This is a genomic window from Stenotrophomonas sp. 169 (assembly GCF_014621775.1).
In the GTDB taxonomy this organism is placed as follows: Bacteria; Pseudomonadota; Gammaproteobacteria; order Xanthomonadales; family Xanthomonadaceae; genus Stenotrophomonas.
In genome coordinates this window covers 530,895-557,098 of record NZ_CP061204.1, presented here as the reverse complement: position 1 = coordinate 557,098, position 26,204 = coordinate 530,895, and the positions used below count along the sequence as shown (strand labels likewise).

27 protein-coding genes and 1 riboswitch are annotated in these 26,204 nt (G+C 67.3%); of the genes, 14 read left to right on the top strand and 13 right to left on the bottom strand.

The annotated features are described in order from the left end of the window. Positions 1-88: 88 nt before the first annotated feature. Complete coding sequence (gene queD / locus ICJ04_RS02370; RefSeq protein WP_188325967.1) at positions 89-454, top strand: 6-carboxytetrahydropterin synthase QueD; 366 nt, start codon at positions 89-91, stop codon at positions 452-454. 399 nt (positions 455-853) lie between these two features. Here the strand turns inward: queD and ICJ04_RS02365 are convergent, their stop codons facing one another. Together ICJ04_RS02365 and ICJ04_RS02360 are read right to left on the bottom strand one after the other, a co-directional pair. After that, a complete protein-coding gene (locus ICJ04_RS02365; RefSeq protein ID WP_223202966.1) occupies positions 854-2,326 on the bottom strand; it encodes an ATP-binding protein in 1,473 nt (490 codons plus the stop codon). Further along, positions 2,323-3,045 (bottom strand): response regulator transcription factor, encoded by a 723-nt coding sequence (locus tag ICJ04_RS02360; RefSeq protein ID WP_188325966.1) that lies wholly within the window; start codon positions 3,043-3,045, stop codon positions 2,323-2,325. The genes ICJ04_RS02365 and ICJ04_RS02360 overlap by 4 nt, the downstream gene beginning before the upstream one ends. 145 nt (positions 3,046-3,190) lie before the next feature. On the opposite strand from ICJ04_RS02360, the gene msrB reads away from it, so the two are divergent. From msrB to ICJ04_RS02330, 6 genes are all read left to right on the top strand, one after another. Then, positions 3,191-3,748 (top strand): peptide-methionine (R)-S-oxide reductase MsrB, encoded by a 558-nt coding sequence (gene msrB, locus ICJ04_RS02355; RefSeq protein WP_188325965.1) that lies wholly within the window; start codon positions 3,191-3,193, stop codon positions 3,746-3,748. A 37-nt stretch (positions 3,749-3,785) separates the two neighbouring features. Further along, on the top strand, positions 3,786-5,555 hold the full coding sequence (locus ICJ04_RS02350) for a cytochrome c biogenesis protein DipZ (RefSeq protein ID WP_188325964.1): 1,770 nt from the start codon (positions 3,786-3,788) through the stop codon (positions 5,553-5,555). A 9-nt stretch (positions 5,556-5,564) separates the two neighbouring features. Then, positions 5,565-6,302, top strand: coding sequence for a peptide-methionine (S)-S-oxide reductase MsrA (gene msrA, locus ICJ04_RS02345; RefSeq protein ID WP_188325963.1), 738 nt, complete (start codon positions 5,565-5,567; stop codon positions 6,300-6,302). Between the two features lie 146 nt (positions 6,303-6,448). Next, positions 6,449-7,894, top strand: a complete 1,446-nt coding sequence (locus ICJ04_RS02340) for a PLP-dependent aminotransferase family protein (RefSeq protein ID WP_188325962.1) — start codon at positions 6,449-6,451, stop codon at positions 7,892-7,894. A 9-nt stretch (positions 7,895-7,903) separates the two neighbouring features. Then, positions 7,904-8,386: a GAF domain-containing protein gene (locus ICJ04_RS02335; RefSeq protein WP_188325961.1), complete on the top strand. Its 483-nt coding sequence runs from the start codon at positions 7,904-7,906 to the stop codon at positions 8,384-8,386. Continuing rightward, positions 8,383-8,715: a TfoX/Sxy family protein gene (locus tag ICJ04_RS02330; RefSeq protein ID WP_188325960.1), complete on the top strand. Its 333-nt coding sequence runs from the start codon at positions 8,383-8,385 to the stop codon at positions 8,713-8,715. Before ICJ04_RS02335 ends, ICJ04_RS02330 begins: the two co-directional genes overlap by 4 nt. 165 nt (positions 8,716-8,880) lie before the next feature. On the opposite strand, the gene ICJ04_RS02325 is transcribed toward ICJ04_RS02330, so the two are convergent. Continuing rightward, on the bottom strand, positions 8,881-9,468 hold the full coding sequence (locus tag ICJ04_RS02325) for a histidine phosphatase family protein (protein ID WP_188325959.1): 588 nt from the start codon (positions 9,466-9,468) through the stop codon (positions 8,881-8,883). A 165-nt stretch (positions 9,469-9,633) separates the two neighbouring features. Next, positions 9,634-9,850: riboswitch (cobalamin riboswitch) on the top strand. 116 nt (positions 9,851-9,966) lie between these two features. On the opposite strand from ICJ04_RS02325, the gene btuB reads away from it, so the two are divergent. Continuing rightward, positions 9,967-11,805, top strand: a complete 1,839-nt coding sequence (gene btuB, locus ICJ04_RS02320; RefSeq protein WP_188325958.1) for a TonB-dependent vitamin B12 receptor — start codon at positions 9,967-9,969, stop codon at positions 11,803-11,805. A gap of 346 nt (positions 11,806-12,151) precedes the next feature. Here the strand turns inward: btuB and gph are convergent, their stop codons facing one another. Beyond that, positions 12,152-12,826, bottom strand: a complete 675-nt coding sequence (gph, locus tag ICJ04_RS02315) for a phosphoglycolate phosphatase (RefSeq protein ID WP_188325957.1) — start codon at positions 12,824-12,826, stop codon at positions 12,152-12,154. A 98-nt stretch (positions 12,827-12,924) separates the two neighbouring features. Continuing rightward, a complete protein-coding gene (locus tag ICJ04_RS02310) occupies positions 12,925-13,827 on the bottom strand; it encodes a LysR family transcriptional regulator (protein WP_188325956.1) in 903 nt (300 codons plus the stop codon). Between the two features lie 98 nt (positions 13,828-13,925). On the opposite strand from ICJ04_RS02310, the gene ICJ04_RS02305 reads away from it, so the two are divergent. Together ICJ04_RS02305 and ICJ04_RS18215 are read left to right on the top strand one after the other, a co-directional pair. Further along, positions 13,926-14,342 (top strand): NAD(P)H-binding protein, encoded by a 417-nt coding sequence (locus ICJ04_RS02305; protein WP_223202965.1) that lies wholly within the window; start codon positions 13,926-13,928, stop codon positions 14,340-14,342. A 14-nt stretch (positions 14,343-14,356) separates the two neighbouring features. Next, positions 14,357-14,563 carry a hypothetical protein gene (locus ICJ04_RS18215; protein WP_223202964.1) on the top strand — a complete coding sequence of 69 codons (207 nt, stop codon included), beginning with the start codon at positions 14,357-14,359 and terminating at the stop codon, positions 14,561-14,563. 31 nt (positions 14,564-14,594) lie between these two features. Here the strand turns inward: ICJ04_RS18215 and dinB are convergent, their stop codons facing one another. Next, positions 14,595-15,680, bottom strand: coding sequence for a DNA polymerase IV (dinB, locus tag ICJ04_RS02300; protein WP_188325955.1), 1,086 nt, complete (start codon positions 15,678-15,680; stop codon positions 14,595-14,597). A gap of 193 nt (positions 15,681-15,873) precedes the next feature. Here dinB and fabA point away from each other — a divergent pair, with 193 nt between their 5' ends. Together fabA and fabB are read left to right on the top strand one after the other, a co-directional pair. Beyond that, positions 15,874-16,389 carry a 3-hydroxyacyl-[acyl-carrier-protein] dehydratase FabA gene (gene fabA / locus ICJ04_RS02295; RefSeq protein WP_188325954.1) on the top strand — a complete coding sequence of 172 codons (516 nt, stop codon included), beginning with the start codon at positions 15,874-15,876 and terminating at the stop codon, positions 16,387-16,389. After that, complete coding sequence (gene fabB, locus ICJ04_RS02290; protein ID WP_188325953.1) at positions 16,389-17,597, top strand: beta-ketoacyl-ACP synthase I; 1,209 nt, start codon at positions 16,389-16,391, stop codon at positions 17,595-17,597. Before fabA ends, fabB begins: the two co-directional genes overlap by 1 nt. 96 nt (positions 17,598-17,693) lie before the next feature. Here the strand turns inward: fabB and ICJ04_RS02285 are convergent, their stop codons facing one another. From ICJ04_RS02285 to ICJ04_RS02275, 3 genes are read right to left on the bottom strand one after another with little or no spacing between them, the layout of a single operon-like run. Further along, complete coding sequence (locus ICJ04_RS02285; protein ID WP_188325952.1) at positions 17,694-18,380, bottom strand: HAD family phosphatase; 687 nt, start codon at positions 18,378-18,380, stop codon at positions 17,694-17,696. Continuing rightward, positions 18,377-19,078: a pseudouridine synthase gene (locus ICJ04_RS02280; protein WP_188325951.1), complete on the bottom strand. Its 702-nt coding sequence runs from the start codon at positions 19,076-19,078 to the stop codon at positions 18,377-18,379. The genes ICJ04_RS02285 and ICJ04_RS02280 overlap by 4 nt, the downstream gene beginning before the upstream one ends. Next, the gene (locus tag ICJ04_RS02275; protein ID WP_188325950.1) at positions 19,075-20,133 is read right to left on the bottom strand and encodes a class I SAM-dependent methyltransferase; all 1,059 of its coding nucleotides are present in this window, start codon (positions 20,131-20,133) and stop codon (positions 19,075-19,077) included. Before ICJ04_RS02275 ends, ICJ04_RS02280 begins: the two co-directional genes overlap by 4 nt. Before the next feature lie 163 nt (positions 20,134-20,296). On the opposite strand from ICJ04_RS02275, the gene ICJ04_RS02270 reads away from it, so the two are divergent. Next, positions 20,297-20,560 carry a hypothetical protein gene (locus tag ICJ04_RS02270; RefSeq protein ID WP_188325949.1) on the top strand — a complete coding sequence of 88 codons (264 nt, stop codon included), beginning with the start codon at positions 20,297-20,299 and terminating at the stop codon, positions 20,558-20,560. A 48-nt stretch (positions 20,561-20,608) separates the two neighbouring features. On the opposite strand, the gene ICJ04_RS02265 is transcribed toward ICJ04_RS02270, so the two are convergent. Continuing rightward, positions 20,609-20,905: a DUF3247 family protein gene (locus ICJ04_RS02265; RefSeq protein WP_188325948.1), complete on the bottom strand. Its 297-nt coding sequence runs from the start codon at positions 20,903-20,905 to the stop codon at positions 20,609-20,611. A gap of 46 nt (positions 20,906-20,951) precedes the next feature. Beyond that, entirely contained in the window at positions 20,952-22,889 is a 1,938-nt protein-coding gene (locus ICJ04_RS02260; RefSeq protein WP_223203030.1) for an ATP-binding protein, read from the bottom strand. A 290-nt stretch (positions 22,890-23,179) separates the two neighbouring features. On the opposite strand from ICJ04_RS02260, the gene ICJ04_RS02255 reads away from it, so the two are divergent. Further along, entirely contained in the window at positions 23,180-23,752 is a 573-nt protein-coding gene (locus ICJ04_RS02255) for a DUF3016 domain-containing protein (protein ID WP_188325946.1), read from the top strand. 60 nt (positions 23,753-23,812) lie between these two features. On the opposite strand, the gene alr is transcribed toward ICJ04_RS02255, so the two are convergent. Then, positions 23,813-24,883, bottom strand: a complete 1,071-nt coding sequence (gene alr, locus ICJ04_RS02250; RefSeq protein WP_188325945.1) for an alanine racemase — start codon at positions 24,881-24,883, stop codon at positions 23,813-23,815. Continuing rightward, positions 24,862-26,169, bottom strand: a complete 1,308-nt coding sequence (locus ICJ04_RS02245) for a D-amino acid dehydrogenase (protein WP_188325944.1) — start codon at positions 26,167-26,169, stop codon at positions 24,862-24,864. The genes alr and ICJ04_RS02245 overlap by 22 nt, the downstream gene beginning before the upstream one ends. Positions 26,170-26,204 lie beyond the last annotated feature (35 nt).

Here is a 26,204-nt window from a genome sequence, read left to right as displayed (position 1 = left end):
AGAGAAGCTAACATCTCTTCATCGCGATGAAAAGGATTCAACTGCCGTTGTAACGGGCCTGGCACTGCGGACCGGTACAATCCGCATCATGGAAATCTTCAAAATCTTCATGATCGAAGCAGCGCATCGGCTGCCCAACGTGCCGCCGGGCCACAAGTGTTCGCGCCTGCACGGCCATTCGTTCCGGGTGGAACTGAAAGTCGAGGGCGAACCCGGTGCACAGACCGGCTGGATCATGGATTTCGGCGACGTCAAAGCCGCATTCCAGCCGATCTACGACCGCCTGGACCACCACTACCTCAATGACATCCCGGGGCTGGAAAACCCGACCAGCGAAAATCTGGCGGTCTGGATCTGGCAGGAGCTCAAGCCGGTGCTGCCTGCCCTCAGCGAGATCACCGTGCATGAGACCTGCACGTCCGGATGCCGCTATCGTGGGCCCGCGACCCGCTGAGCAAGTGGTTGATACTGAACGACATTCAGCCTCGTTCAGGACACGGCAGACGATCCTGTTGCAATGCAGCACGAAAGGCGTATGCTGCATTGCAACAGGTCGCGAATCTTCCCGGTTCCGCAGACCACCAGAACACTGCATGGGTCCCTCCCCCCGTGCAGTCGCAGGACCCGACAGATCCCTCCCTCTGTCGGGTCCTTTTTTTTGGCTCGGCGTTGCACCCGCTACCTACTCCCCGACGCGTGCATGCGGCCTGCTGCCCGCTCTGCGCCTGTGGACCGGCGCGCCTGCTATCTCCCGCTCTGCGCCTCGCCTGGTAGTGCCGACTTCAGTCGGCAGCGCACGGACCCGGCCGGCCGACATCAAACCGGGCGATCCTGCACGCAGATCATCCGACGCTCAGCCTGCAGGCTTCGCCCGCGGCAACGCAAACTCGAAGGTCGCGCCCTGCTCGGTGTCCAGCAGCCGGATGTCGTGGCCATGCAGTTGCACCACGCGCTGCACGATCAGCAGCCCAAGCCCGCCATTCTCGCCGCGACGCGGACCGAGCGCGGCTGGCGCATGGAACAGCGTCGCGCGCAGGGCCGGATCCACGCCGGGGCCGTTGTCGCTTACCTGCACGCGCACGTGGTCCGGCGCTGCGAAGAGCCGAACCTGCACATGACCGCCCTCCGGCGTATGCCGCAGCGCATTGTCGATCAGGTTGGTCAGTACCCGTTCCACCAGCCCCACGTCGGCACGCACCAGCGGCAGCCCCTGCGGGAACGATGCATCCAGCCGCTGTTGCTTGGCTTCGGCGGACAATTCGAACTTCTGCAGCACATCCTGCAGCAGTTCCGGCAGCGCGAACACTTCCCACTGCAGTTGCACCTGGCCGTGCTCCAGCCGTGCCAGCTCGAACAGCGCGCGCGCCAGTCCGCCGACCTTGGCACTCTGCGAAAGCGCGATCGCCAGATAACGACGGCGTTCTTCAACGCTCAATGTAGCTTCCTTCATCGCCAGCGTTTCCAGATAGCCATGCAGCGACGCCAACGGCGTGCGCAGGTCATGGGAAATGTTGGCAACCATCTCGCGTCGCTGCAGGTCCTGCTGACGCAGTTGCTGCCACTGCTCACCAAGTCGGTGGGCCATCTGTGCGTGTGCGTGCTCCAGAATCAGCAGTTCGTCGCGCTCGTCACCGCGCAGCGCGGGCAGCGCAGGCAGCTCCGTGGGGGCATCGATGTCGAACGATTGAATGCGCCGGGTCAACTCACGCAGCGGCCGCGTCACCCAATAGAACGCCACCAGTCCGGCCAGCATGCCCAGCACCGCAACCAGCACCACCGACCACAGCGTGGTGCGCCACTGGCTGCTGCTGGCCAGGTCATCCGCCAGCATCTGCCGCTGTTCACCCACCAGCACCACGTAGACATAGCCTGCTGGTTTGCCCTGCACCACCAGCGGCGCCACGCTGAAGACCTTGCGTCCGCTGGCACTGCGCGGGTCGTCGCCGAGGATCGGCAGTGCCCCGCCGGCCAGCAGCGCTTTCAGCGGCGCCAGGTCCACCTTGTCGCGATGCAGATGGCCACTCGGTGCGTCATGGCCCAGCACGCGGCCCTGCTCGTCCAGCAGATACACCTCGACGCTGGGATTGACCGCCATCAGCTGGCCGAACAGCGCGCGCACTTCCAGTTCGCGCATGCCCGCCTGGTCCATCAGCTCGCTGCGCTGGGCGATGTGCGCGGCCAGCCCCAGCGACAGGCGCTGCACCACTTCCTGCTCATGCCGCAGCGCCATGCGCATCTGCATGCCCAGCAGCGCCAGGCTGCACAGCACCAGCAGCGCGGCGAACACCGCCGCCAGTTTCTGCCACAGCCGCAGCCGAAGCGTCACGCGTCACCTCCGGTGGTGCCCACCAGCTTGTAGCCGCGGCCCCATACCGTGAGGATCTGCTTCGGATTGGCCGAGTCCGCTTCGATCTTGTTGCGCAGGCGATTGATGTGCGTGTTGACGGTGTGCTCGTAGCCATCATGGCCGTAACCCCAGACCTGGTCCAGCAGCTCGGCGCGGGTGAATACCTGCCCAGGATGGCGGGCAAAGAACAGCAGCAGGTCGAACTCGCGCGGCGTCAGCTCCAGCTCCTTGCCGGAATGGGCAGCCACCCGCGCCAGCGGGTCAAGGCGCAGCGGGCCCAGTTCGATCGCCCCCGCATCCAGCCGCGCGTTCTGTGCCATCGCGTCGGCACGGCGCAGCAGCGCGCGTACTCGCGCCACCAGTTCCGGCATCGAAAACGGCTTGGCAAGGTAGTCATCCGCGCCGAGTTCCAGCCCGACGATCCGTTGGGTCTCGCTGCCACGGGCGCTGATGATGATGATCGGCACATAGCGCGCCATCGCCCTCGCGCGGCGGCAGATCTGCAGCCCATCCACGCCGGGCAACATCACATCCAGCACCAGCGCATCCCAGGGCCCCTCCTGCTCCAGCAGCCGCATGCCGACGTCACCGTCGGCCGCATGCACCACCGTGTAGCCTTCATCGGCCAGATGCAGGCGCAGCAGGTCGGCGATGTGGACATCGTCTTCGACGATCAGGACGCGCTGGGCAGCAGTCATGGAGGCAGGGTGGCGGCAGGAAGACGTGCCGTCATTGTCCTTCGGCCGGCCGGTGGATGTATCACGGAAAATTGAACTCTCCGTGAGGATTCGTTGATGCGCGTGGGCGCAGCATGGCCACATCGTCCTTCGCTGGAGATCGCCCATGTCGCTTACCCGTCGTCACCTGCTTGGCCTGGGCGGCATGGCAGCCGCCGCCAGCGTGCTGGGCGTGGGGGCCTGCAGCCGCGCTGCCCCTGCAGCCGCCGAGGCCGCGCCGGCCCGCCGCTTCGACATCATGCGCAGCGATGCCGAATGGAAGCAGCGCCTGACCCCTGCGCAGTACGCCGTGCTGCGCCAGCAGGCCACCGAGCGCGCAGGCAGCAGTCCGCTGGACCGGGAAAAGCGCCGGGGCACGTTCCACTGCGCGGGCTGCGCGCTGCCGCTGTTTTCGTCGGCCACCAAGTTCGAGAGTGGCACCGGCTGGCCGAGCTTCTGGCAGCCGCTGAAGGACGCGGTAGGCGAGCAGCGCGATACGCTGTTCGGCATGGTAAGGGTGGAAATCCACTGCCGCCGCTGTGGTGGCCATCTGGGCCATGTGTTCAACGACGGCCCCCGCCCGACGGGTCTGCGCTATTGCATGAACGGTGCAGCGATGACGTTTGAACCCTCTGCCGCCGCCGATGCCAACGACAGCGGCGAACGCTGGCGCGTGCCCGTGTGATGTCCCTCTTCCTGCTGATCCCCTTGATGGAGCGTCGATGATGCTGTTGCTGCTGGCCTACCTGGGGGGTGTGTTGACCCTGCTCAGTCCCTGCATCCTGCCGGTGCTGCCGTTCGTGTTTGCACGCGCAGGCCGCTCCTTCCTGCGCAGCACCCTGCCGCTGCTGCTGGGCATGGCGATCACCTTCACCGTGGTGGCCAGCCTGGCGGCCGTGGGCAGCGCCTGGGTGGCGCAGGCCAACCAGATCGGTCGCTGGATCGCGCTGGTCGTAATGGCGGTTTTCGCTCTGGCGTTGTTGTGGCCACGCTTTTCCGACCGCTTGCTGGCACCGTTCCAGCGGGCCGGCGCACGACTCAGTGCGCGGGCCGATGCGGCCGATGAAGCCGGACGGGGCGGAGCGGGCACCTCCCTGCTCGTGGGTATCGCCACTGGCCTGCTGTGGGCGCCATGTGCTGGCCCGATCCTCGGTCTGGTGCTGACCGGCGCGGCATTGAATGGCGCCAGTGCCAGCACCAGCAGCCTGCTGCTGGCTTACGCTCTGGGCGCAGTGACGGCCCTCGCGCTGGCGGTGTGGATCGGCGGTCGCGTCTTCAATGCCTTGAAGGCACGGCTGGGCCTGGGCAATACGCTGCGCCGCCTGCTGGGCGTTGCCGCGCTGCTGGCGGTGGTCGCCATCGCCATGGGCTGGGACACCGGTGTGTTGACGCGCCTTTCTGCGGTAAGCACGGCGCGACTGGAGCAGGGGCTGCTCAACGCGGTTCCTGGCGTGCAGCCCGCCGCCTCCACGCTGTCCAGCACGGGCGCAGCCGGGGCGGCCGATACGCCGTTGCCGGTCGAAGGCGAACTGCCGGCCCTCGACGGCAGCACCGGCTGGCTCAACAGCCCACCGCTGACCCGCGAGCAGCTGCGCGGCAAGGTCGTGTTGATCGATTTCTGGACCTATTCCTGCATCAACTGCCTGCGCGCGATGCCCTTCGTGCACGAATGGCAGGAGCGCTACCGCGACCATGGCCTGGTGGTGATCGGCGTACATACGCCCGAGTTCGCCTTCGAGCGAAATCCGCGCAATGTGATGCGCGCCGTTGAACAACTGAAGGTCGACTACCCGGTCGCGCTGGACAACAACTATGCCATCTGGCGCGCATTCGAAAACCGCTATTGGCCGGCCCACTACTTCGTCGATGCGAAGGGGCGCATCCGCGCGCACCAGTTCGGCGAGGGCAACTATGCGCACTCCGAGCAGGTGATCCGTCGGCTGCTGCAGGAGGCGGGCCAGACCGACCTGCCCCCGCCTGCCGACCCCGCGGCCGCCACCAGCCTGCAGGGCGTTGCCGAGCAGGCCGACATGGGCAACCTGCGCTCGCCGGAGACCTATCTGGGCCATGCCCGCGCGGAGAACTTCGCGTCTCCCGGTGGCATCCGCAACGGACAACGGGCCGACTACACGCTGCCGGATCGCTTCACGCTGAACCAGTGGGCATTGCGGGGACCCTGGACCGTGAGCGAAGAGGCTGCGGAACTGCAGCAGGCCGGTGGCCGCATCGCCTTCCGTTTCCACGCCCGCGACCTGCACCTGGTGTTGGCGCCGGCGGAAAACGGCGCGCCGGTTCGTTTCCGCGTGTTGATGGATGGCAAGCCGCTTCCGTCCGCCGATGCAGGCGGCGACGTCCATCCCGATGGCACCGGCGTGGTCGATGAGCACCGTCTTTACCAGTTGGTACGCCAGCGCGACAACATCGGCGAGCACCTGTTCGAGATCGAATTCCTGGACCCCGGCGTCCAGGCCTACGCATTTACGTTTGGTTGAGGAGATCGTATGAAACTCTCACTGGAACAGGGTATCGCCGCCGCCGTCGCGACGCTGGTCGTGGGCTCGCTGGTCGCCTTTGCGGTGGATGCGGGACCGGCCCTTGGCGCCGCTGCCGGTGCGGCTCGCATCAGCGAAGAAAGCCGTGCGCTGCCCGCGCCCACCGGAACCGCTGCCTTCAAGGATGACCGCACGCAGGCCAGCGTGGTGTTCGCCGGCGGCTGCTTCTGGGGCGTGCAGGGCGTGTTCCAGCACGTCAAGGGCGTCAGCAACGCGGTGTCCGGCTACATCGGGGGCGAGGCATCGACCGCGCGCTATGAAACCATCAGCGGCGGTCGCACCGGCCACGCCGAGGCGGTGCGGGTGGACTACGATCCGCGCCAGGTCAGCTACGGCCAGCTGCTGCAGGTGTTCTTCTCGGTTGCGCATGATCCGACCCAGCTCAATCGACAAGGCCCGGATCGCGGCACGCAGTATCGCTCCGCCATCTTCAGCGACGACGCGCGCCAACAGGCAGCCAACCGCGCCTACGTAGGACAGATCGGCGCCTCGTTCACCTCGCCGGTGGTGACCGAGCTGGGCACGGGCAAGCGCTTCTATCCCGCCGAGGCGTATCACCAGAATTACCTGGAGCGGAATCCGCAGGCCGCCTACATCCGCTACTACGATGCGCCCAAGCTGGTCGCGTTGCAGCAGCGCTTCCCGCAGTTGTACCGCAAGGATCCGATGCTGGTGCCGATGCGTTGACGCCGCACGGCTGAGTGGGTGCGCTGGGCCGCGGTCGCAGGCAGAAAAGCGCGCTGACCCGCTACGAAGCGGCGCGCGGCAGGCCCATGCTAGGCTGGCCATCCCACGGTTACAGGCACGGCGGATGGTCAGCGGGATGGGTACAGATGGATGAGCTCACCACATCCCCTCGCTACCAGCGCCTTGCTGATGAACTGGCGGCGGCGATCCACGCCGGACGCCTGCCCAGCGGGGCGCGTCTGCCTTCGCTGCGGCAGATGGCCGACCAGCGCAAGGTCAGCCTGAACACCGTGATCGGGGCCTACCGGCAACTCGAAGATGCCGGTCTGGTGATTCCGCTGCCGCGTTCGGGGTTCGAAGTCGCGCAGCGCCTGCAGGTGCCGCAGCGCTCGTTACGCGATGTCCCGTCGGCCCCCACCGCCCCCGGCCAGCAGGCGATGATGGCACGCGTCCTTGCCGCGCAGCAGCGCCCGCAGGTGCTGGACCTCGCCTTCGCCGGGCCGCGGGGCGCGGCCTTCTATCCCGGCCCCCACCTGCAGCGCGCGACGGCGCAGGTGCTGCGTCGGGGCATGGCCACGGTGGAAACCTACGCGCGACAGAATGGTTCGCAGGCGCTGATCCGGCAGATCGTGCAGCGCGGCCCGCGCCTGGGGCTGCACACCGTGCCGGAACGCATCGTGCTGACCCATGGGGCGATGGAGGCCTTGCAGCTGGCGCTGCGCGCGGTCACCCAGCCCGGCGACGCCGTGGGGCTGGAGGCCCCGTCCTACTTCAACCTGTATCCGCTGCTTGCCAGCCTCGGGTTGCAGGCGATCGAACTGCCCACCCACCCGCAACACGGGCTGGACGTGGACGCGTTGGCCACCCTGCTCGATACCACGACGTTGGCCGCGCTGGTGGTGATGCCCACCGTGCACAATCCATTGGGCTGCACCATGCCGGTCGCCGCCAAGCAACGCCTGGCCGCGCTGGCCAGCGCCCGGCGGCTGCCGGTGATCGAAGACATCGTGTACGCCGAGCTGCAGCACACCGAACCGCTGGAACCCTTGCTCAAGGCATTCGACCGCGAGGGCTGGGTCATGGTCTGCGCCGGCTTCTCCAAGACGCTGGCGCCGGACTACCGCATCGGCTGGCTCGAGGGCGGCCGCTTCAGCGAGCGCATCGCATTGCTCAAGTTCCACTCCAGCGGTGCCGAGTCGCGGTTGCTCGGTGATTCTGTCGCGGCGTTCCTCGAGGCGGGCAACTACGAGCACCATCTCCGGCGCATGCGCCGGCTGTACCGCGAACAGACCGGGCGCGTCCGACAGCTGGTCGCCCAGCACTTTCCGCCCGGCACGCTGGCGACCGAGCCGACCGGCGGTTTCCTGCTGTGGCTGGAAATACCGGGCGTGGACACCGGCCAGCTGTTCGAGCAGGCGCTGGCAGAGGACATCGTGTTCATGCCCGGCCAGGTGTATTCGCGGGGCGCACGCTACCGGCAATGCCTGCGGCTTTCCTGCTGCCAGGCGCTGGATGAGCACTACGTGGCCGGCATAGCGCGGATCGGCGCGCTTGCGCGCGGCCTTGCCGCCCGCGACGCCGTGCCTTGCTAGACTGACGCCATGTTCGCCACCTCTTCGCTGACCGGCAGCAAGCCGGAACAATACGCCCAGCTGCTGGAACAGGCCCGTGCCCTGGTCCATGGCGAGAGCGACCGCATCGCCAATGCGGCCAACCTCTCCGCGCTGATCTACCACGCCGTGCCGCAGCTCAACTGGGCCGGCTTCTACCTGTTCGACGGTACCGAGCTGGTTGTCGGCCCGTTCCAGGGCCTGCCTGCGTGCGTACGCATCCCCCTGCACAAGGGCGTTTGTGGTGCTGCCGCCACCCAGCGCGTGACCCAGCGCATCGATGATGTGGACGCCTTCCCGGGCCATATCGCCTGCGATTCCGCCTCCCGTTCCGAGCTGGTGGTACCGCTGGTGAAGGGCGATACGCTGATCGGCGTGCTCGACCTGGACAGCCCGGACCCGGCGCGCTTCGATGCCGATGACCAGGCCGGCCTGGAAGCCATCGCTGCGGTATTCGTCGACGCCCTGCAATGAGCACCCTGCAGCTGCGCAACATCGGTCCGAAGAGCGCTGCCTGGCTGCGCCAGGTGGGGCTGCGCAGCCGCGAAGAACTGCTCGCGATCGGCTCGGTCGGCGCCTTCGTCAAGATCAGGCGCGCGGGCTTCAAGCCCAGCCTCAACCTGCTTTATTCGTTGGAAGGCGCGTTGCTGGACTGCCACTGGCAGGACCTGTCCGAAGCACAACGCGGTGCGTTGGTGCAGGACTACGAAGCACGCATCGCCCTGCAGCCGTTGAAAGCGCCGGGACCGGCCTCCGGCCCCGTGCACGAACGACGTTTCGACGACGCCGACACGCAGGACTGACGGTAGCGCCGACCCAAGGTCGGCGAGCGCAGCGGGCCGTACGCGGACACATCCCGCCGAGCACGACGCGCCGCTTCCCGGTAGCGCCGACCCATGGTCGGCGAGCGCAGCGGGCCGCGCGCGGGGACATTCCGCCGAGCGTGGCTCGGCGCTACAACGACCGCATCACGGCTGTTGCAGCTCCAGCAGCTCGCCCCACAGCCCGCCGTCGCCCCGCTCCACCCGCAGCCGCAGCCGCGTGCCGTGGTCGATACGCAACGCCCAGCACAGGGCCACCGGCAACCCACATACCTGTGACAGCACCATCCGCAGCGGACCGCCGTGGCTGACGATCAGCGTTGGCGCCGCATCGTCGGCTTCCTCTGCATCGAACAACCGATCCAGCGCGCGCGCGATCCGTCGCTCGAAGTGTCCCCAGCTTTCGCCGTTCGGCGGTGGAAACGCGTGCGGATCACGATGAAAGCCCAGCAGTGCCTGCTCGGGCAGCGTGTCGATGGCCACACCATCCCAGTCGCCGAAGTCCAGCTCTTCCCACTCCGCGTCCGGCTGCACCTCCAGCCCTCGCGGCACGGCCAGCGCCACGGCGGTGTGTAGTGCACGCAGGCGGGGCGAGCAGATCACACGCTCCCATTCGTGCAGGTCATAGGCGGCACACAGACCGTCATGCGCACCAGCCAACAACGGTGGATCGGTGCGTCCGTCCAGGTGGGTATCGCGTCCGGTACTGGCATGGCGCACCAGGTCCAGGATCATCGCCCGCCCCCGGTGTGCCTGTCGTGCATCAGCGGGCGCACGCCCAGGCGTTCGAACAGGGGAACAACACAACACGGCATCGACGTCATCGGCAGATCTGGAACGAAACAGAGTCCATTCTAGTGCACCGGCCGCATCGCCCTGCATTGCCGCGTGTGATCGCTTAGACTGCGCGCACTTCAAGGTGACCTGCGGCGCAAGCTGGCAGGTTGAAACGGGAAGCCGGTGACACATCGTGAGATGCCACTCCGGCGCTGCCCCCGCAACGGTAAGCGCGTCACAAGCGGACATCACGCCACTGTGCCCAGCATGGGAAGGCGTCCGCCCGGTGGGTTCCCACCGACGGCAAGCCCGGAGACCGGCCAGGAAGCACCAGGTTGCGATGCGGTGGGCATCGGCGACGGCCATCGCGAGCATTCGCGGTGCGCATCGCCCAGCCCCACGTGCTGCAGCTCCCTTTATGTCCGCGCGGGCGTGCGCGGCAGCCGGAGTTCCCTCATGTCAGTGCAGTCCCGAATCCTTTCCCTGGCCGTGCTTGCCGCACTGCCGGGCGTTGCCCACGCGCAGAACGCAGCGACCGCGCTCGACGAAGTGCTGGTCACCGCCACGCGCACACCGATCGCGCTGACCGACAGCCTCAACCCGGCGCAGGTGATCGACCGCGCCGCAATCGAATCCAGCCAGGCGACCTCGCTGCAGGACCTGCTGCGCGGCCGCGCCGGCATCAACCTGACCAACACCGGCGGGCTCGGCAAGCAGACCTCGCTGTTCCTGCGCGGCACCAACTCGTCGCACACCGTAGTGCTGGTGGACGGCGTGCGTATCAATACCGCCGACTTCGGCCTGGCCATGCTGCAGGACCTGCCGCTGGCGCAGATAGAGCGCGTGGAGATCGTGCGCGGGCCGCAGTCCAGCCTGTATGGCGCGGATGCCATTGGCGGCGTCGTGCAGATATTCACCCGCCGCAACACAGGCGGATTCGCACCGCGCCTGGAGCTGGGCGGCGGCAGCAACGGACTTCGCCAGGCCAGCGGTGGTATCGGCGGGGGAACGGAACGGGGCTGGTTCGGCATCGATATCGCCTACCAGCACAGCGATGGCATCGATGCCTGCCGGGGCTCGGCGGCCACCTTCCAAGGCTGCGGCGCGGATGAGCCAGACCGCGACGGCTACCGCAACCTGTCCAAAAGCGCGCGCGGCGGCTACCACGTCAACGACCAGTGGACCGTAGAGGGCAGCGCGTTGCGCGCCGAAGCGGAGAACCACTACGACGGCTATTACAACTATTCCGAGACCCTGCAGCAGGTACTGGCTGGCAAGGTCCGCTATGCCCCCTCTGAGCGATTGACCGTGACCGCCAACATCGGCCGCAGCGACAACGAGTCCGACAACAGCGGCCCGTTCGATGCGTTCGGCCGTGCACAGACACAGCGTGACAGTGCCTCGGTGCAGGCTGACATCGGCCTTGCCGACGGTCAGCTGCTGAGCGGCGGCGTGGATTGGAGCGATGACAGTCTGGACGGCAGCAGCGCTGGTTATCTGGTCGACAGCCGTGACAACACCGGCGTGTTCCTGCAGTACCAGGGACGCTTCGGTCAGCACCAACTGCAGGCCAGCGTGCGCAACGATGACAACGAGCAGTTCGGTAACCACACCACCGGTTCGCTGGCATGGGGCATGGAACTGGGCGGCGGCTGGAAGCTGACCGCCAGCCATGGCACCGCGTTCAAGGCACCTACTTTCAGCGATCTGTACGACCCGTGGAGCGGTGTTGCCACCCTTGATCCGGAGAAGGCACGCAGCACCAATGTCGGCGTCGCTCAGCAGGGCCAAGGCTGGCGCTGGGGCCTGGATGTTTACGAGACGCGCGTGGACGATCTGATCACGTATGACGCGGCAACCTTCCGCATGACACAGGTGGAAAAGGCCCGCATCCGTGGAGCCGAGCTGACCGGCACCACCCGCGTGGCCGGTATCGACGTCAACGCGCAGCTGAGCTACACCGATCCGCGCAACCACACCGTCGGCACCCAGTACGACAACTGGCTGGCGCGTCGCGCGCAGCAGACCGCGCGCATCGATATGGACCGCCGTTTTGGTGACGTGCGTGTGGGCGTCACCGGCTTCGGTGCCGGCAAGCGTTATGACGATGCCGCCAACACGGTGAAGCTGGGCGGCTACGGCACGCTGGACGTGCGTCTTGAGTACGCGCTGGGTCCAGACTGGTCGTTGCTGGCGCGTGCGGCGAACGTATTCGATCGCCGCTACGAAACCGTCGCCTGGTACAACCAGCCCGGCCGCGAGTACCAGCTCAGCGTGCGCTACCAGCCGCAGTAATGCGGCGGGAGCGGTAGCGCCGAAGGCAGCGGCAGGAGCCGCTGCCAACGTCGCGTGCGACGGCCCGCAGGGTGCCGGTCAGGACGACCGGCATACCCATGGTCGGCGAGCGAAGCGGGCCGTGCACGGAAACATTCCGCCGAGCACGGCTCGGCGCTACCACAGCGTCCGAGAGCGGTAGCGCCGACCCGTGGTCGGCGAGCGCAGCGGGCTGTGCACGGAGACATTCCGCCGAGCACGGCTCGGCGCTACAACAGCGCCCGAGATCGGTAGCGCCGACCCATGGTCGGCGAGCGAAGCGGGCCGTGCACGGAAACATTCCGCCGAGCACGGCTCGGCGCTACCGTTACGCCCCGGCGCGCAACCCAGGCAGATCGCGCAGGTCATCGATCACGGCGACCGCTTCGTTGTGCTGCAGATCCAGCCCCCGCGGATAGCCATAGCGCACCAGGGCAACCGGCATGCCCGCATCCAGTGCGGCACGGTAATCCGTCAAGGAATCGCCCACCATCAGGCACGCGGCCGGGTCTTCGCCGAACTGCGCCGCGATGTGCCGCAAGGGCTCGCCACTCGGCTTGCGCTGCGGCAGCGAATCGCCTCCCAGTACCAACGCGAACACAGTGCCGATGCCCAGGTGATCCAGCAGCGGCTGCACCAGCGCCGACGGCTTGTTGGTGCAGATGGCCATGGGCACATCGCGCGCCTGCAGCACCTGCAGCGCCTCAGCCACGCCATCGAACAGCCGCGGACTGCGCAGCAGGCACTCGCGGTAATGCACCATGAAGCCCGGCATCACCGTGTCCAGATCGATCGTGCTGCCGGCCGCGGTGAAGGCCTGCTCCACGAGTCGGCGCACGCCATCGCCGATCCACGTCAACACGGTGGCCTCCGGCACGCGCGGCAGCTGCCAGTCCACCAAGGTGCGGTTGAGCGCCTCTGCGATATCAGCGGCACTGTCGACGAGCGTGCCATCAAGGTCGAATACGACCAACGGATAGGGATACGTTGTTGCTTCGCTCACGGGGCGGCTGCGCAGTGCGGGGGGAGGCACAGTGTAGGGACCTGCGCCGTAACACCGCGTGGTGTCTGCGGCCTGGTCTCTGCTGCGTCCGCACGGGCTCAGCAATAAGGCACGAACGCAGGGCCTGAGAAGCGCTCCACCAGGAAGTCGACGAAACTGCGCAGCAATGTCGATTGCTGTCGACGCGAGGCATACACGGCATGCAGCCCCATCACGTCCAGCGTGTAGTCCGGTAACAGCGCCACCAGTTCGCCGCTGGCCAACAGCGGGTTCACCTGGTAAGCGGGCAGCATGGCGATCCCCGTCCCGCTGCGCACCGCCTCCAGCAGCAACGACGAATCGTTGGCACTGATGTTGCCCGATACACTCACCGCCACCTCGCGCCCGTCCCGCCGCAGCCGCCATACCCCCTTGCCGACGTAGTGATGGGTCAGGCAGTTGTGCGATGCCAGCTCTTCCGCGCTCTGCGGCGTGCCGTGCTGCCGCAGGTAGGCCGGGGCCACGCACAGCACCGACCGGCAGTCCGCCAACCGCCGCGCGATCAGCGCCGGATCGATCTGCCGTGAAATGCGCACCGCCAGATCGATGCGCTCTTCCACCAGATTGACGATGCGGTCCACCATCAGCAGTTCGATCCGTGCCTGCGCGTGGCGCTTCACGTAGTCCGCAACGGCGGGCGCCAAATGCAGCTGCCCGAACGACACGCTGGCCGTTACGCGCAACACACCGTGCGGCTCGGGATCCTGGCTGGCCAGCTCATCTTCCAGCGCCTGGCGCACGCCACGCATCTGCTGGAAATGCGACAGCGCAACGTCGCCCGGCCCCGTCAGCCCCACCCGGCGGGTCGTCCGGTGCAGCAGGCGCGCGCCGAGCCACTGCTCCAGCTCCGCCAGATAACGGGTCACCATGGGCCGTGACATGTCCAGGGCCTCCGCCGCAGCCGTCAGACTGCCGCGCTCGGCGACCTCGATGAACACATCGATGGCAGTAAGTCGGTCCACTTGTTCGATCCATGCAACAAACACGGTCGTTATACGCTGTTTTTCGAACCAGTGGCGACGCCTACAGTGATCGCTCCCAACCGCTACGGAGCTCCCCCATGAAGATCGCCCTCGTCGGTGCCACCGGCAACATCGGTCGCCAGATCGCCCGCCACGCCTTGGCCAAGGGCCATCAGGTAAAGGCCATCGTGCGCAGTGAAAAAGCGCTCCCCGCCGAGCTGGCGGGCGCCTCCCTGGCCATCGCCCCGTTGGACGATGCCGCCGCACTCGCCGCCGTCATCCGTGGACATGATGTGCTGGCCAGCGCCTACGGCCCGCGCCCCGGAGATGACATCGGCCAGATCGCCGCCGTGGCCGCGCAACTGGTGGCAGCCGCACGCGAAGCCAACGTGCCGCGGCTGGTGGTGGTGGGGGTGCGGGCAGCCTGGAGGTCGCCCCGGGCCTGCAACTGGTCGACACGCCGGATTTCCCGGCCGCTTACAAACCCTTCGCACTCGCCGCACGCGATGCACTGACCCAGCTGCGCCCGGTGCAGGACATCGACTGGACGTTCTTCTCGCCCGCCGCAGAAATCGGCCCCGGTGAAGAACGCGGAACCTATCGCGTACAGGCAAGGACGTTCCTCACCGACGCCGACGGCCACAGCCGCATCAGCTACGCCGACTATGGCGCCGCCTTTGTCGAAGAACTCGAAACCAACGCCCACCCGCGTGAAATCATCACCGCCGCCTACTGACGAAAACGGGGACGGAGGGAATTAATTTCGATTAATTCCCTCCGTCCCCGTTCTGGAAGAGGTCACCCTGCAGGACGGGTTCGCGCTCGCGGAAGCCGCCCAGCCCGACGCCAACCAGCCGGTAACGGGTGTCTTCTGGCAGGTCCACGCGGGCCCGCAGGGCCAGTGCGATGTCACGCAGCGCTTCCATCGACTCCGGCGCGCGCTCCGGCGTGTAGCTGCGGGTCAGGATGCGGAACTGCGCGGTCTTCAGCTTCAATACCACGGTATGCCCGATGCGGTCGGTCTTGCGCGTAGCCGTCCAGGTCTTCTCGGCCAACTGCACGATGGCCGGCTCCAGTGCATCCAGCGGCAGGTCTTCGGCGAAAGTGTCCTCCGACGATATCGACTGCACCTGCTGGTCGGGCTCCACCGGACGTTCGTCGATGCCGCGCGCGCGGTTGTACAGGCTGCGGCCGAAACTGCCGAAGGCTTCCTCCAGCGACGCCGCCGACCAGGCGCGCAGGTCGCCGCAGGTGATGATGCCCAACGCCGCCAGCTTGCCCTCCATCACCGCGCCGACGCCCGGGACCTTCTTCACCGGTAGCGGCAGCAGAAACGCATCCACCCGCTGCGGCGTCACCACGAACTGCCCATCCGGCTTGCGCCAGTCCGACGCGATCTTCGCCAGGAATTTGTTCGGCGCAATGCCGGCAGAGGCGGTCAGCGCGGTCTCATCGCGGATCTGCGTGCGTATCTCGCGGGCGATGTCGGTTGCCAACGCGATGCCGGATTTCGGCACGGTCACATCCAGGTACGCCTCGTCCAGCGACAGCGGCTCCACCAGGTCGGTGTGGCGCAGGAAGATCTCGCGTACCTGCCGCGAAACCGCCTTGTAGCGGGCGAAGTCCGGTGGCACGAACACGGCATCCGGGCACAGCCGTTCAGCCCGCAGTGCCGGCATGGCCGAGCGGATGCCGAACACCCGGGCCTCGTAGGAGGCCGCGCATACCACCGAACGCGCCCCACGCCACGCCACCACCACCGGCCTTCCGCGCAGTGACGGGTCATCGCGCTGCTCCACCGACGCGTAGAACGCGTCCATGTCAACGTGGATGATCTTGCGCATAGTGCTCATGATGAAGGGAAAGGGGGCATTCGACCTTGGTGGGCCACACGCCGAAGTATGGTCGTTGCACATCAACAGGATGCGCGTTTTCAGCTGTACACACTACGCGTGCGTACGGTGGAAATGTTTGATTGAAACCATTCCCGTCATGCATCCTCGGGCGCTTGATTACCCGTTCTTCGCTTCCAGGATCGTGCTTTCCATGACTCGTCTCCACGCGTTCGACCGCGACCAGCTGCTGGCCAGCGCCCGCGGTGAACTGTTCGGCGCCAGCGCCGGGCGCCTGCCCAACGACCCGATGCTGATGTTCGACCGCATCACCGACATCCGCGATGACCGCGGCCCGCACGGCAAGGGCATGGTACGCGCAGAACTGGATATCCGTCCGGACCTCTGGTTCTTCAAGTGCCACTTCGCCGGCGACCCGGTCATGCCCGGCTGCCTGGGGCTGGATGCCATGTGGCAGCTCACCGGCTTCTTCCTCACCTGGATCGGCGCCCCCGGCCGCGGCCGTGCGCTTGGCTGTGGTGACGTGAAGTTCACCGGCCAGGTCCTGCCCGACGCCAAGCTGGTCAGCTATGAAGTCGACATCACCCGGGTCATCAACCGCAAGCTGGTGATGGCCCAGGCCGACGCCCGCATGCTGGTGGATGGCCGCGAAATCTACGTCGCCAAGGATCTGCGCGTGGGCCTCTTCACTTCCACCGAGAACTTCTGATGCGTCGCGTCGTCATTACTGGAATGGGCATCACCTCGTGCCTGGGCAACGACCTGGACACCGTATCGGCCAACCTGCGTGCCAGCCGCCCCGGCATCACCGCCCTGCCTGACCATGCCGAAGCCGGCCTGCGCAGCCAGGTCGGTGGTCGCGTGGACCTGGACCTGGATGCGTTGATCGACCGCAAGCTCAAGCGCTTCATGAGCGATGCCTCGGCGTTCGCCTTCATCGCCGCACGCGATGCCATCGCCGATGCCGGCCTGACCACCGAGCAGGTGAGCAACCCGCGTACCGGCCTGATCGCCGGTTCCGGCGGTGGCTCCAGCGAGTGGCAGGTGGAAGCGGCCGATATCCTGCGCAGCCGCGGCGTGCGCAAGGTCGGCCCGTACATGGTGCCGCGCACGATGTGCAGCACGGTGTCGGCCTGCCTGGCCACCGCGTTCCAGATCAAGGGTCTCAGTTATTCGTTGTCGGCCGCCTGCGCCACCTCGGCACACTGCATCGGCGCGGCCGCCGACCTGATCCGCCATGGCGCGCAGGACATCATGCTCGCCGGTGGCGGTGAAGACCTGCACTGGTCGATGAGCGTGATGTTCGATGCGATGGGCGCGCTGTCCACCGGCTTCAACGAGACCCCGGCCACGGCCTCGCGCCCGTATGACAAGGACCGCGACGGCTTCGTCATCGCCGGCGGCGGTGGCATGCTGGTGCTGGAAGACTACGACCACGCCATTGCGCGCGGTGCCACCATCCATGCCGAGCTGATCGGCTATGGCGTGACCTCCGATGGCGCCGACATGGTCGCTCCGTCCGGCGAAGGTGCCGTGCGCTGCATGAAGATGGCCATGGAACACGTGGACCGTCCGCTGGATTACCTCAATACGCACGGCACGTCCACGCCGCTGGGCGACGTCACCGAGCTGGGTGCGATCCGCGAAGTATTCGGCGAGGCCATTCCGCCGCTGTCGTCGACGAAGGCGCTGTCCGGCCATTCGCTGGGTGCGGCAAGCGTGCACGAGGCGATCTACTGCCTGCTGATGATGCGCGATGGGTTCATTGCCGGTTCGGCGAACATCACCGAGCTTGATCCGAAGGTGGAAGGATTCCCGATCGTGCGCGAGAGCCGCGAGCAGCAGCTGGATACGGTGATGTCCAACAGCTTCGGCTTCGGCGGCACCAACGCCGCGTTGGTGTTCGGCCGGGTCTGAGCCGATCCGCTGGGCGCAACCGGATAACGGTCGTGACGGGAGCTACAGGTGGCGCCGAGCCATGCTCGGCGTCACCCCACACGGCGTGAGGGTGCCTCAGGGTGCAGCCGCCAACCAGGGCACCAGCAGGGCCCGCACGTCATGCAGTGAGTCCACGATGCGGTGGCCCAGCGCACGCAGGCTGTCATCCGGATGCACCAGATCGGGCACCTGGATGGCGGTCATGCCCGCGGCCACGGCGGCCCGCGTGCCGGCGGGCGAATCCTCCAGCGCCAGGCAGCGCGCCGGGTCCTTGCCCAGCTGCTGCGCGGCCCGCAGGTAGATGTCCGGCGCCGGCTTGGGGTGCTGCACATCGCTGCTGGTCACCACCGCGTCGAAGTACGGCAGCAGGCCACTGGCCGCCAGCTTGCGGTTGGCGCGGGGTTGCCGGGTAGAGGTCGCCACCGCACGCGGCACGCCGTGCGTCTTCAGCAGATCGAGCAGTTCCAGGATGCCCGGGCGCAGCGGCAGGCCGGCCTGGGTGCGCGCCTCGTACAGGTCATGGCAGTTCGAAAACAGGGAGGCGATCCGCGCCTCGTCGATGTGCTGCAGCAGCAGCCGCTCGCAGTCACGATCGCCCAGCCCCACCATCTGCAGGAAGAATCCATCGGGCAGCGCGATGCCCATTGCCGCCGATGCCTCGCTCCAACAGGCAATCGACACCCGCTCGCTGTCGATCATCAGACCGTCCATGTCGAAGATGACGGCGTCGGGGCGGAACGGCAAAGCGGCAATCTCACTCACGGCGCGAACAGGGTGTCCAGATCGGTCGCATCCAACGGACGCCACTGCCCCTCTTCCAGCCCTTGCAGTCCCAGCCCACCCACACGGCTGCGGTGCAGCGCGTCGACGTGGTTGCCGACCGCAGCGAACATCCGCCGTACCTGGTGATAGCGGCCCTCATGCAGCACCAGCGTCGCGCTGCGCGGGCCATGCACGGTCAGCTCCGCCGGCAGCAGCGGGGTCTTCTCCGCTTCCAGCATCAGCGCGCCGCTGGCGAACTGTCCTGCCTCGTCACCGCGCAGGTCCTCGGCCAGCTCCACCTCATACACCTTCGGCAGCTTGGCCTTCGGCGAGATGATCCGGTGCAGCAGCCCACCGTCGTCGGTCAGCAGCAGCAGGCCACTGGTATCGCGGTCCAGTCGACCCACCGTGGACAACACCGGGTCACGATCGCGGTAGCGCGGCGGCAGCAGGTCATACACCAGCCGCCCCTTGTCCTTGGTCGAACAGGTGACACCGCGCGGCTTGTGCAGCGCGATGGTCAACCCGACCGGGGCGTCCAGCGGCTCGCCGTCCACGCGGATGGCCTCGTGCGCCACTTGATCGTCGGCGTACAGGACCTCGCCCTCCGCATCGGTGACGCGGCCCTCGCGAAACAGCCACTGCACCTGCTTGCGGCTGCCATAGCCCAGGTTTGCGATCAGCTTGACCAGCTTCACCGGCTGCCTCCGCGCACCGCCTCGATCAGCTTGAACCCATCACGCTCGGTCACGACCCGCACGGTGCCGAAGCTGTCGTTGAGCACGTTTTCGTAGGGCAGGTGACGGTTGGCGACCACGAACAACCGGCCGCCCCGCTTCAACGCCTGCGCGGCCACGGCGATGAACCGCTGGCCGATGTCCGGCCGGTTCTCGCGCGAGGGCGTGTGGAAGGGTGGATTGCTGATGATCACGTCGTAGCCCGGCTCGATGCCGGCGGTGACGTCGCGCCACAGGAACTGCACCGGCAGCGCGCGCGGCGGCTCGGCAAGGTTGAACCGCGCCAGGTCCAGCGCACGACCTTCCGCTTCATAGAGGTCCAGCGCACTGATGGCGGGGCAGCGCTCCAGCAGTTCGCGCGACAGATAGCCGTAGCCGGCGCCCAGGTCGGCCGCACGCCCGGCCAGATCGGCGGGCAGATGCTCGGCCAGCAGCACCGACGCAGGGTCCGTACGGTCCCACGCGAACACCCCGGGGCGGCTGATGAAGCGCCCGCCCAGGATGGGGCGCGGGGTATCCAGTGCCGCCCAGCGCTTGGCCAGCGCCTCGTCGTGCTGGCCCGCTGCGGGGGCGCTCCAGTACACGCGGCAATGGTGCTTGGTCAGGCTGCCGCCCAGCCCGGTCAACTGCTTGAAGTCGCCCTCGCCCGAGCGTGCGCCTTCATCGTTGTGCTGGCAGGCGACGATCACCCCGCCCGGTGCCAGCAGGGTCAGCGCACGGGCGAACAGCGCACGCGCTTCGTCGCGCTGGCGCGGCGGCAGGATCAGCACCAACGCATAGCGGCCCGCCTGCTCGGCACCCAGTTCGGCGGCAACCTCGAAGCCACCGGCCTCCAGGGCCTGTGCGAAGGGGGCGAAGCTCTGCTCGCAGATGACCTCCCGACCCTGCGCCTGCTCGCGCAATGGCCAGCCATCGCGCGCGCGCAGGAAGGCCGCCGGCCCCTGCGGCCAGCGCAGAAGGCCTTGGGACAAGGGCAGGAACAAGGTCTGCAGCGGGGCGTCGTCGCGGGCGGCCATCGGGCACGTAAGCCTTGGAATCTTCAGGGGGCGACCATTGTAGCGGCTCCGCGCCACCGGCTTGCTGACCGTCCGCTTTGCGAAAACCCAACATCCCCTTGATGCAACGCGAACACCCCAGCGGTCAGGGTAGGGACACCCCCGCAATCCTTGGAGATACCGCATGCGTGCCTTGTTCGTCGGTGGCGTGGTCGACAACAGTGAGATGGACCTGGAGGGCAGTCAGCCGCCCGTGCACTATCCCGAAGATACCGGCGGTGGACATGCCCGCTACCGCCTGCATCAGGTCGGCAAGACCGGCGATGGCAGCGTTGCCTATGCGGTTTATGGGGCGCCGGACCTGGCCGATGAGGAGATCAGCCGCGTCGCAGACGAGCGCGCCTACGAGCGCCGCTTCGAAGCAACCGCAACACCGTTCGAACACTGATCCCCAGCGGGAGCGGGCCGTCCAACGGCCCGTCCCTGTGTGGTTGCGCTAGCGCCCCGTCACCGGGGGCAGGTCGCGGATCTCGACGATCTCGTCCAACCACACGTTGTGCTGCTGGGCGGGCGTATCGAGATCATCCAGCCGCAGCTGGCCATTGCTGCCTTCATCGCCGGCTTCATCGCGATACTGCTGGATCGTCGGGCGTACCGCGACGGTACCCAGCACACGGCGGCCGTCATCGAGGATCAGCTGCACACGTGAGTCGCCATCGAGGCGGGGAATCAAGGCTTCCAGCGCGGCAATGCGCGCCGGGTCGGTATGGATACGTGGGGCGGTTCTGGACATGGGTAGGTACCTCCTGCCTGCAGCGTCGCTGATGGGTCGTGAAAACTCAGTGCAACGCGGCCTGCGTGGCGGGAACCTGCACGTGCCGCACGGCGGCCACCAGCTGCGCCACCGAATACGGCTTTGCGACATGCTCCTGGAACCCGGACGCCAACGCACGGCGTCGATCATCCGCGCGTGCCAGTGCGGTCACCGCCACGGCCGGCAACGCCGCCGCATCCACGGCCATATCCTCGCGCAGCGTACGGATCAAGCCGTAGCCGTCCATCCCCGGCATGCCGATATCGGTCAGTAGTACATCAAAGCGTTCGTGGCGGTTCTCGTCCAGCAATGCCAGCGCCTCGCCGGCGGACGCCGCGGCGGTTACCGCTGCACCCTGCTCTTCCAGCATGCGGCGCAGGTATTCCAGCACTTCCACCTGGTCTTCCACGGCCAGCACGTGCAGGCCGCGCAGTGGATACGGCTCCACCACGCGCTCGATGATGGGGCCGCCACTGATCACCTCGCGCAGCGGGCGCGAGCCCTGGTCCTGCACATAGCGCGGCAGCCGCACGGTAAACGTCGCGCCATGGCCGTGGCCTTCGCTGGCAGCGGACACCGTGCCGCCATGCAGCTCCACCAGCTGCTGCACGATGGCCAGGCCGAGGCCAAGTCCCCCATGGCGTCGCGTGGTGGTTCCGTCGGCTTGGCGGAAGCGTCCGAACAGATGGCCGATGAATTCCGGTGCGATGCCATCGCCGCTGTCCTGCACGGTCACCTGCCAGCCGTCAGGCAGGTCTTCCAGCCGCAGCTTCAGGAAGCCCTCGGCCGGGGTGAACTTGATCGCGTTCGACAGCAGGTTCCACAACACCTGCTGCATGCGTGTCGCATCGCCCAGCACCAGGCAGGGACCATCGGGCAGCTCGATGCTGACGTCGAGCGCCTTGCCCTCTGCCACCAGTTCCTGCGCACCCAGCGCCTCGTTCAGCTGGTCGCGCAGATCCAGCACTTCCACTTCCAGCTGCACCTTGCCCAGCAGCATGCTGCTCAGGTCCAGCATGTCCGAGATCAGGCGCTTCTGCGCATTGGCACTGCTGGCGATCACGCCCAGGCCCTTGCGCAGCGGACTGTCCGCCTCGACGCGCTGCAGCAGCAGCTCGCTCCAGCCCAGGATGGTGGTCAACGGCGTACGCAGCTCGTGCGACAACGTGGCCAGGAACTCGTCCTTCAGCCGCGCCGTGTTCTCTGCCGCGCTGCGTGCTGCGCGCTCGGACTGCAGCAGCTCTTCGCGCGCCAGTTCGATCTCCCGGCGTTCGGTGACATCCGGGCTGCTGCCCGCGAGGCCGACGAAGTGACCCTGACGGGAGAACCGCGGACGTGCGTTCATCTCCAGCCAGCGCCATTCGCCATCGGCGCGGCGCGCCCGTACCAGCGTCTGCATCGAGCGCTGCGCCGACAGCGCTTCGCGCAGTTCGTACTCAAACACCGACGCATCGTCGGGATGCACCAGTCCCCGCCACACGTCTTCCGGCAGGCGGCTTTCTTCGCCGCCGAAGAACTCGGTGAACGCACTGTTGACGAACCGCGAATGGCCGAGCTCGTCCAGCACCCACACCGGCATCGGCAATCCATCCGCCAGTGCACTGAAACGCGCTTCGCTCTCGCCCAGCTCGCCCTCGATCTGCTTGCGTGCGCTGACGTCGAAGAACAACACCGCGACCGTATCATCGCCCGCTGCCCCGACCTGCACCGCATCGACCGAGTAAGAGCGGCCCAGCGCCCGCGCCTCCATCTCGAACTGGGCGGGCTGGCCCGTGCGGGCGACACGGCCGTAGATGCGGGACCAGTCCGCTTCGTGGCCAGGCTCCAGCTCGGACATGCGCTTGCCCACCGGATCGATCAGACCGGTATGGCGGGCGAAGGAATCGTTCACTTCAAGGAACAGGTAATCCACAGGCCGCTCGTTCTCGAACAGCACCTTGATCACGCAGAACCCCGCATACATGCGTTCCAGCACATGCCGGTGGTGGTCCGCAGCACTGGGCACAGCCGGGCGGGACGGGGTTTCCACGGTCGTATCGAGAGAGGACAAGGGCATGGTCAGCCTGGGAACAGTCAGCACAGCATGGTCCAGACTGCGTATTCGCAGCGTCAAGCGCCAACGGTCACTTATCAGGTGATGAATTGCCCCTGAGCGCGGACTGCCTGCGACCGCCGGGCCCTTGTCCGGCCCCGACGACAGGCCCACACTGGATCGCACACCCACTGCGCCGCCTGCGGCGCTGGAGCCAGGTCATGACCCGCCTCTCGACACCCCGGCTGCTGCTGGCCACCTTGCTTGCTACCGCGGCGATCACCGCCACGGCGGCGCCGCGTACCGTTACCGATCCCCAGGCGCCGCGCGCACTGGAAGCCGACGGCCCGGTCAGCGTGAAGTGGAACGACCCCAGCGGGTTCACCGAACTGCGCAACAGCACCAACCGGTTCGAGGCCGAGCGCGGCAACTGGGTACAGCAACTGGCCGAGTACACGCGCAAGACCGCCAGCAAGAGCCTGCAGCCCGGCCAGCTGCTGGATGTCACCTTCGTGGACATCAAGCGTGCCGGTGATTTCGAGCCGTGGCAGGGGCCGCGGGCCAGCGACATCCGCATCATGCGTGACATCTATCCACCCCGGATCACCCTGGCCTACACCCTGACGGGGGCGGACGGCACCGTGATCGACCAGGGCGAAGCCGCGCTGCGTGACAGCGGCTACCTGCACGGCAGCGTGGGCCTGCACAGCAGCAGCGACCCGTTGCGCTACGAAAAGAAGCTCATCGACGATTGGGTGCGCCGCGACCTGGCCAAGCGGATCGCCGCCAACTGAGCGGATCCTGGGGCATGGGCCTTCCACGCCAAGCGTGGAAGGCGCCGAGCCCATCGCGGCTCAGCAGTACTCGCGCCTTACCCGCTTGACCGCACACGGCAGCTGGTACGCGCTCACCCCGCACCGCGGCGCCAGCTCGGACAGTGACAGCGCCTGCCCACCCCACAGCTGCACCTCGCTACCCACGCCCGCCGCTGCGTGCCGGGTCAGGTCCACGGTCAGCATGTCCATCGATACCCGGCCGATGACTTCACCGGGCTGCCCGTCGATCACCACCGGCGTGCCATTCGGAGCGAACTGGGGATAGCCGTCGGCGTATCCCATCGCCACCACCCCGACCCGGGTGCGCTGGGGGGCAACGAAGCGCGCCCCGTAGCCCACCGGCTCGCCGGCCTCGATCCATCGTTCGGCGATGACCTTGGAGCACATGGTCATCACCGGCCGCAGCCGTGCGGTGACGTCCGAACCGACGGCAAGGGGATTGGCGCCGTACAGCATGAGGCCCGGCCGTACCCAGTCACTGCGCACATCCGGCCAGCCCAACAGGGCCGGCGAATTACACACGCTGGTCTGGCCCGCCAGCCCGTCGATCGCTGCGGCGAACAGCGCCGCCTGCTCATGCGTGCGTTCACTGTCGAGCTCGTCGGCGCGCGCCAAGTGCGTCATCAGCACGATCTCGCCCACCTGCGGCAATGCGGACAGACGCGCGTGCGCGGCGCGGAACGTCGGTACGTCCAGGCCGAGCCGGTGCATGCCGCTGTCCAGCTTCAACCACACCGTCAACGGTACCGGCGATGCGAAAGCAGCCAGCGCCTCGACCTGCCAGGGCGCGCCCACGGCCGTCCACAGGCCATGCTCGGCGATCAAAAGCAGCTCGCTGGCCTCGAAGAACCCTTCCAGCAGCAGGATGGGCGCGCGGATACCTGCCCCGCGCAGCTCCAGCGCTTCTTCGATGGTGGCGACCGCAAAGCCATCGGCCTCGCTTTCCAGCGCCTGCGCGCAGCGCACGGCACCGTGTCCGTAGGCATCGGCCTTCACCACGGCCAACGCCTTGCCACCGCCCAGCTCCCGCGCCAGCCGATAGTTGCTGCGCAGCGCTTCCAGGTCGATCAACGCACGTGCGGGGCGCATTGCAGGCTCTCCCTGTGCGATGCCGGAACGGCCTTGCCGCCGTAGCGGAAAATATCCAACCCTTCCGTGCTGATCTGCGGCTGGCGCGCGCTCATCAGGTCGGCCAGGTAGCGTCCCGAGCCGCAAGCCATCGTCCAGCCCAACGTGCCATGGCCGGTGTTGAGGAACAGATTGCGGAACGGCGTGGCGCCCACCACCGGCGTGCCATCCGGCGTGGCCGGGCGCAGCCCGGTCCAGAACTCGGCGCGCGACAGGTCACCGCCCTTCGGATACAGATCGCGCACCACCAATTCCAGCGTCTCGCGGCGGCGCGGCGACAGGGACAGGTCGAAACCCGCGACCTCGGCCATGCCGCCTACGCGGATGCGGTTGTCGAAGCGGGTGACCGCTACCTTGTAGCTCTCATCCAGGATCGTCGACGTCGGCGCCATGGCCGGGTCGGTGATCGGGAGGGTCAGCGAGTAGCCCTTCAACGGGTACACCGGCAGGTCCAGCCCGAGGGGGGCGACCAAGGCCGGCGAGTAGCTGCCCAGCGCCACCACGTAGTGATCGGCGGTTTCCAGTTTGCCGTCCACGCGCACGCCGGTGATGCGGTCGCCGTCATACTGCACGCCGGCGATATCCACGTCGTAGCGGAACTCCACGCCCGCCTCGGCGGCCATCGCCGCCAGCCGACGGGTGAACAGCTGGCAGTCACCGGTCTGGTCGCGCGGTAGCCGCAGCGCCCCCACCAGCCCGTCCACATGCGCCAGTGCGGGCTCGGCCGCGATGATGCCGGCACGGTCCAGCACCTCATACGGCACGCCGTACTGCGCCAGCACCTCGATGTCCTGTGCGGACGCGTCCAGCTGCTGCTGGGTGCGGAACAGCTGCGTGGTACCCAGCTCGCGCCCTTCGTAGTCGATGCCGGTTTCCGCGCGCAGCTGGTTCAAGCAGTCGCGGCTGTACTCGGACATGCGCACCATGCGCGCTTTGTTGATCGCGTAGCGCTCGTGCGTGCAGTTGCGCAGCATCTGCCACAGCCAGCGGTACTGGGCCAGGTCCATGCCCGGGCGGATCGCCAACGGCGCGTGTTTTTCAAACAGCCAACCGATCGCCTTGCGTGGCACACCCGGCGCCGCCCACGGTGAGGTGTAGCCGAACGAGAGCTGGCCGGCATTGGCGAAGCTGGTCTCCAGCGCCGGTCCCGGCTGACGGTCGAGCACGGTGACGTCGAAACCGGCCTGGCGCAGGTACCAGGCACTGGTGGTGCCGATGACGCCGCTGCCAAGGATGAGAACGCGCATGAGACTTCTCCAACCCGATCATTCCCTGCGTACAG

Excerpts from the sequence above, each read along its gene's own strand:
- queD (WP_188325967.1), top strand. The coding sequence starts at position 89 with ATGGAAATCTTCAAAATCTTCATGATCGAAGCAGCGCATCGGCTGCCC.
- ICJ04_RS02360 (WP_188325966.1), bottom strand. The coding sequence starts at position 3,045 with ATGACTGCTGCCCAGCGCGTCCTGATCGTCGAAGACGATGTCCACATC.
- msrB (WP_188325965.1), top strand. The coding sequence starts at position 3,191 with ATGTCGCTTACCCGTCGTCACCTGCTTGGCCTGGGCGGCATGGCAGCC.
- ICJ04_RS02350 (WP_188325964.1), top strand. The coding sequence starts at position 3,786 with ATGATGCTGTTGCTGCTGGCCTACCTGGGGGGTGTGTTGACCCTGCTC.
- msrA (WP_188325963.1), top strand. The coding sequence starts at position 5,565 with ATGAAACTCTCACTGGAACAGGGTATCGCCGCCGCCGTCGCGACGCTG.
- ICJ04_RS02340 (WP_188325962.1), top strand. The coding sequence starts at position 6,449 with ATGGATGAGCTCACCACATCCCCTCGCTACCAGCGCCTTGCTGATGAA.
- ICJ04_RS02335 (WP_188325961.1), top strand. The coding sequence starts at position 7,904 with ATGTTCGCCACCTCTTCGCTGACCGGCAGCAAGCCGGAACAATACGCC.
- ICJ04_RS02330 (WP_188325960.1), top strand. The coding sequence starts at position 8,383 with ATGAGCACCCTGCAGCTGCGCAACATCGGTCCGAAGAGCGCTGCCTGG.
- ICJ04_RS02325 (WP_188325959.1), bottom strand. The coding sequence starts at position 9,468 with ATGATCCTGGACCTGGTGCGCCATGCCAGTACCGGACGCGATACCCAC.
- btuB (WP_188325958.1), top strand. The coding sequence starts at position 9,967 with ATGTCAGTGCAGTCCCGAATCCTTTCCCTGGCCGTGCTTGCCGCACTG.
- ICJ04_RS02305 (WP_223202965.1), top strand. The coding sequence starts at position 13,926 with ATGAAGATCGCCCTCGTCGGTGCCACCGGCAACATCGGTCGCCAGATC.
- dinB (WP_188325955.1), bottom strand. The coding sequence starts at position 15,680 with ATGAGCACTATGCGCAAGATCATCCACGTTGACATGGACGCGTTCTAC.
- fabA (WP_188325954.1), top strand. The coding sequence starts at position 15,874 with ATGACTCGTCTCCACGCGTTCGACCGCGACCAGCTGCTGGCCAGCGCC.
- fabB (WP_188325953.1), top strand. The coding sequence starts at position 16,389 with ATGCGTCGCGTCGTCATTACTGGAATGGGCATCACCTCGTGCCTGGGC.
- ICJ04_RS02275 (WP_188325950.1), bottom strand. The coding sequence starts at position 20,133 with ATGGCCGCCCGCGACGACGCCCCGCTGCAGACCTTGTTCCTGCCCTTG.
- ICJ04_RS02270 (WP_188325949.1), top strand. The coding sequence starts at position 20,297 with ATGCGTGCCTTGTTCGTCGGTGGCGTGGTCGACAACAGTGAGATGGAC.
- ICJ04_RS02265 (WP_188325948.1), bottom strand. The coding sequence starts at position 20,905 with ATGTCCAGAACCGCCCCACGTATCCATACCGACCCGGCGCGCATTGCC.
- ICJ04_RS02260 (WP_223203030.1), bottom strand. The coding sequence starts at position 22,889 with ATGTATGCGGGGTTCTGCGTGATCAAGGTGCTGTTCGAGAACGAGCGG.
- ICJ04_RS02255 (WP_188325946.1), top strand. The coding sequence starts at position 23,180 with ATGACCCGCCTCTCGACACCCCGGCTGCTGCTGGCCACCTTGCTTGCT.
- alr (WP_188325945.1), bottom strand. The coding sequence starts at position 24,883 with ATGCGCCCCGCACGTGCGTTGATCGACCTGGAAGCGCTGCGCAGCAAC.
- ICJ04_RS02245 (WP_188325944.1), bottom strand. The coding sequence starts at position 26,169 with ATGCGCGTTCTCATCCTTGGCAGCGGCGTCATCGGCACCACCAGTGCC.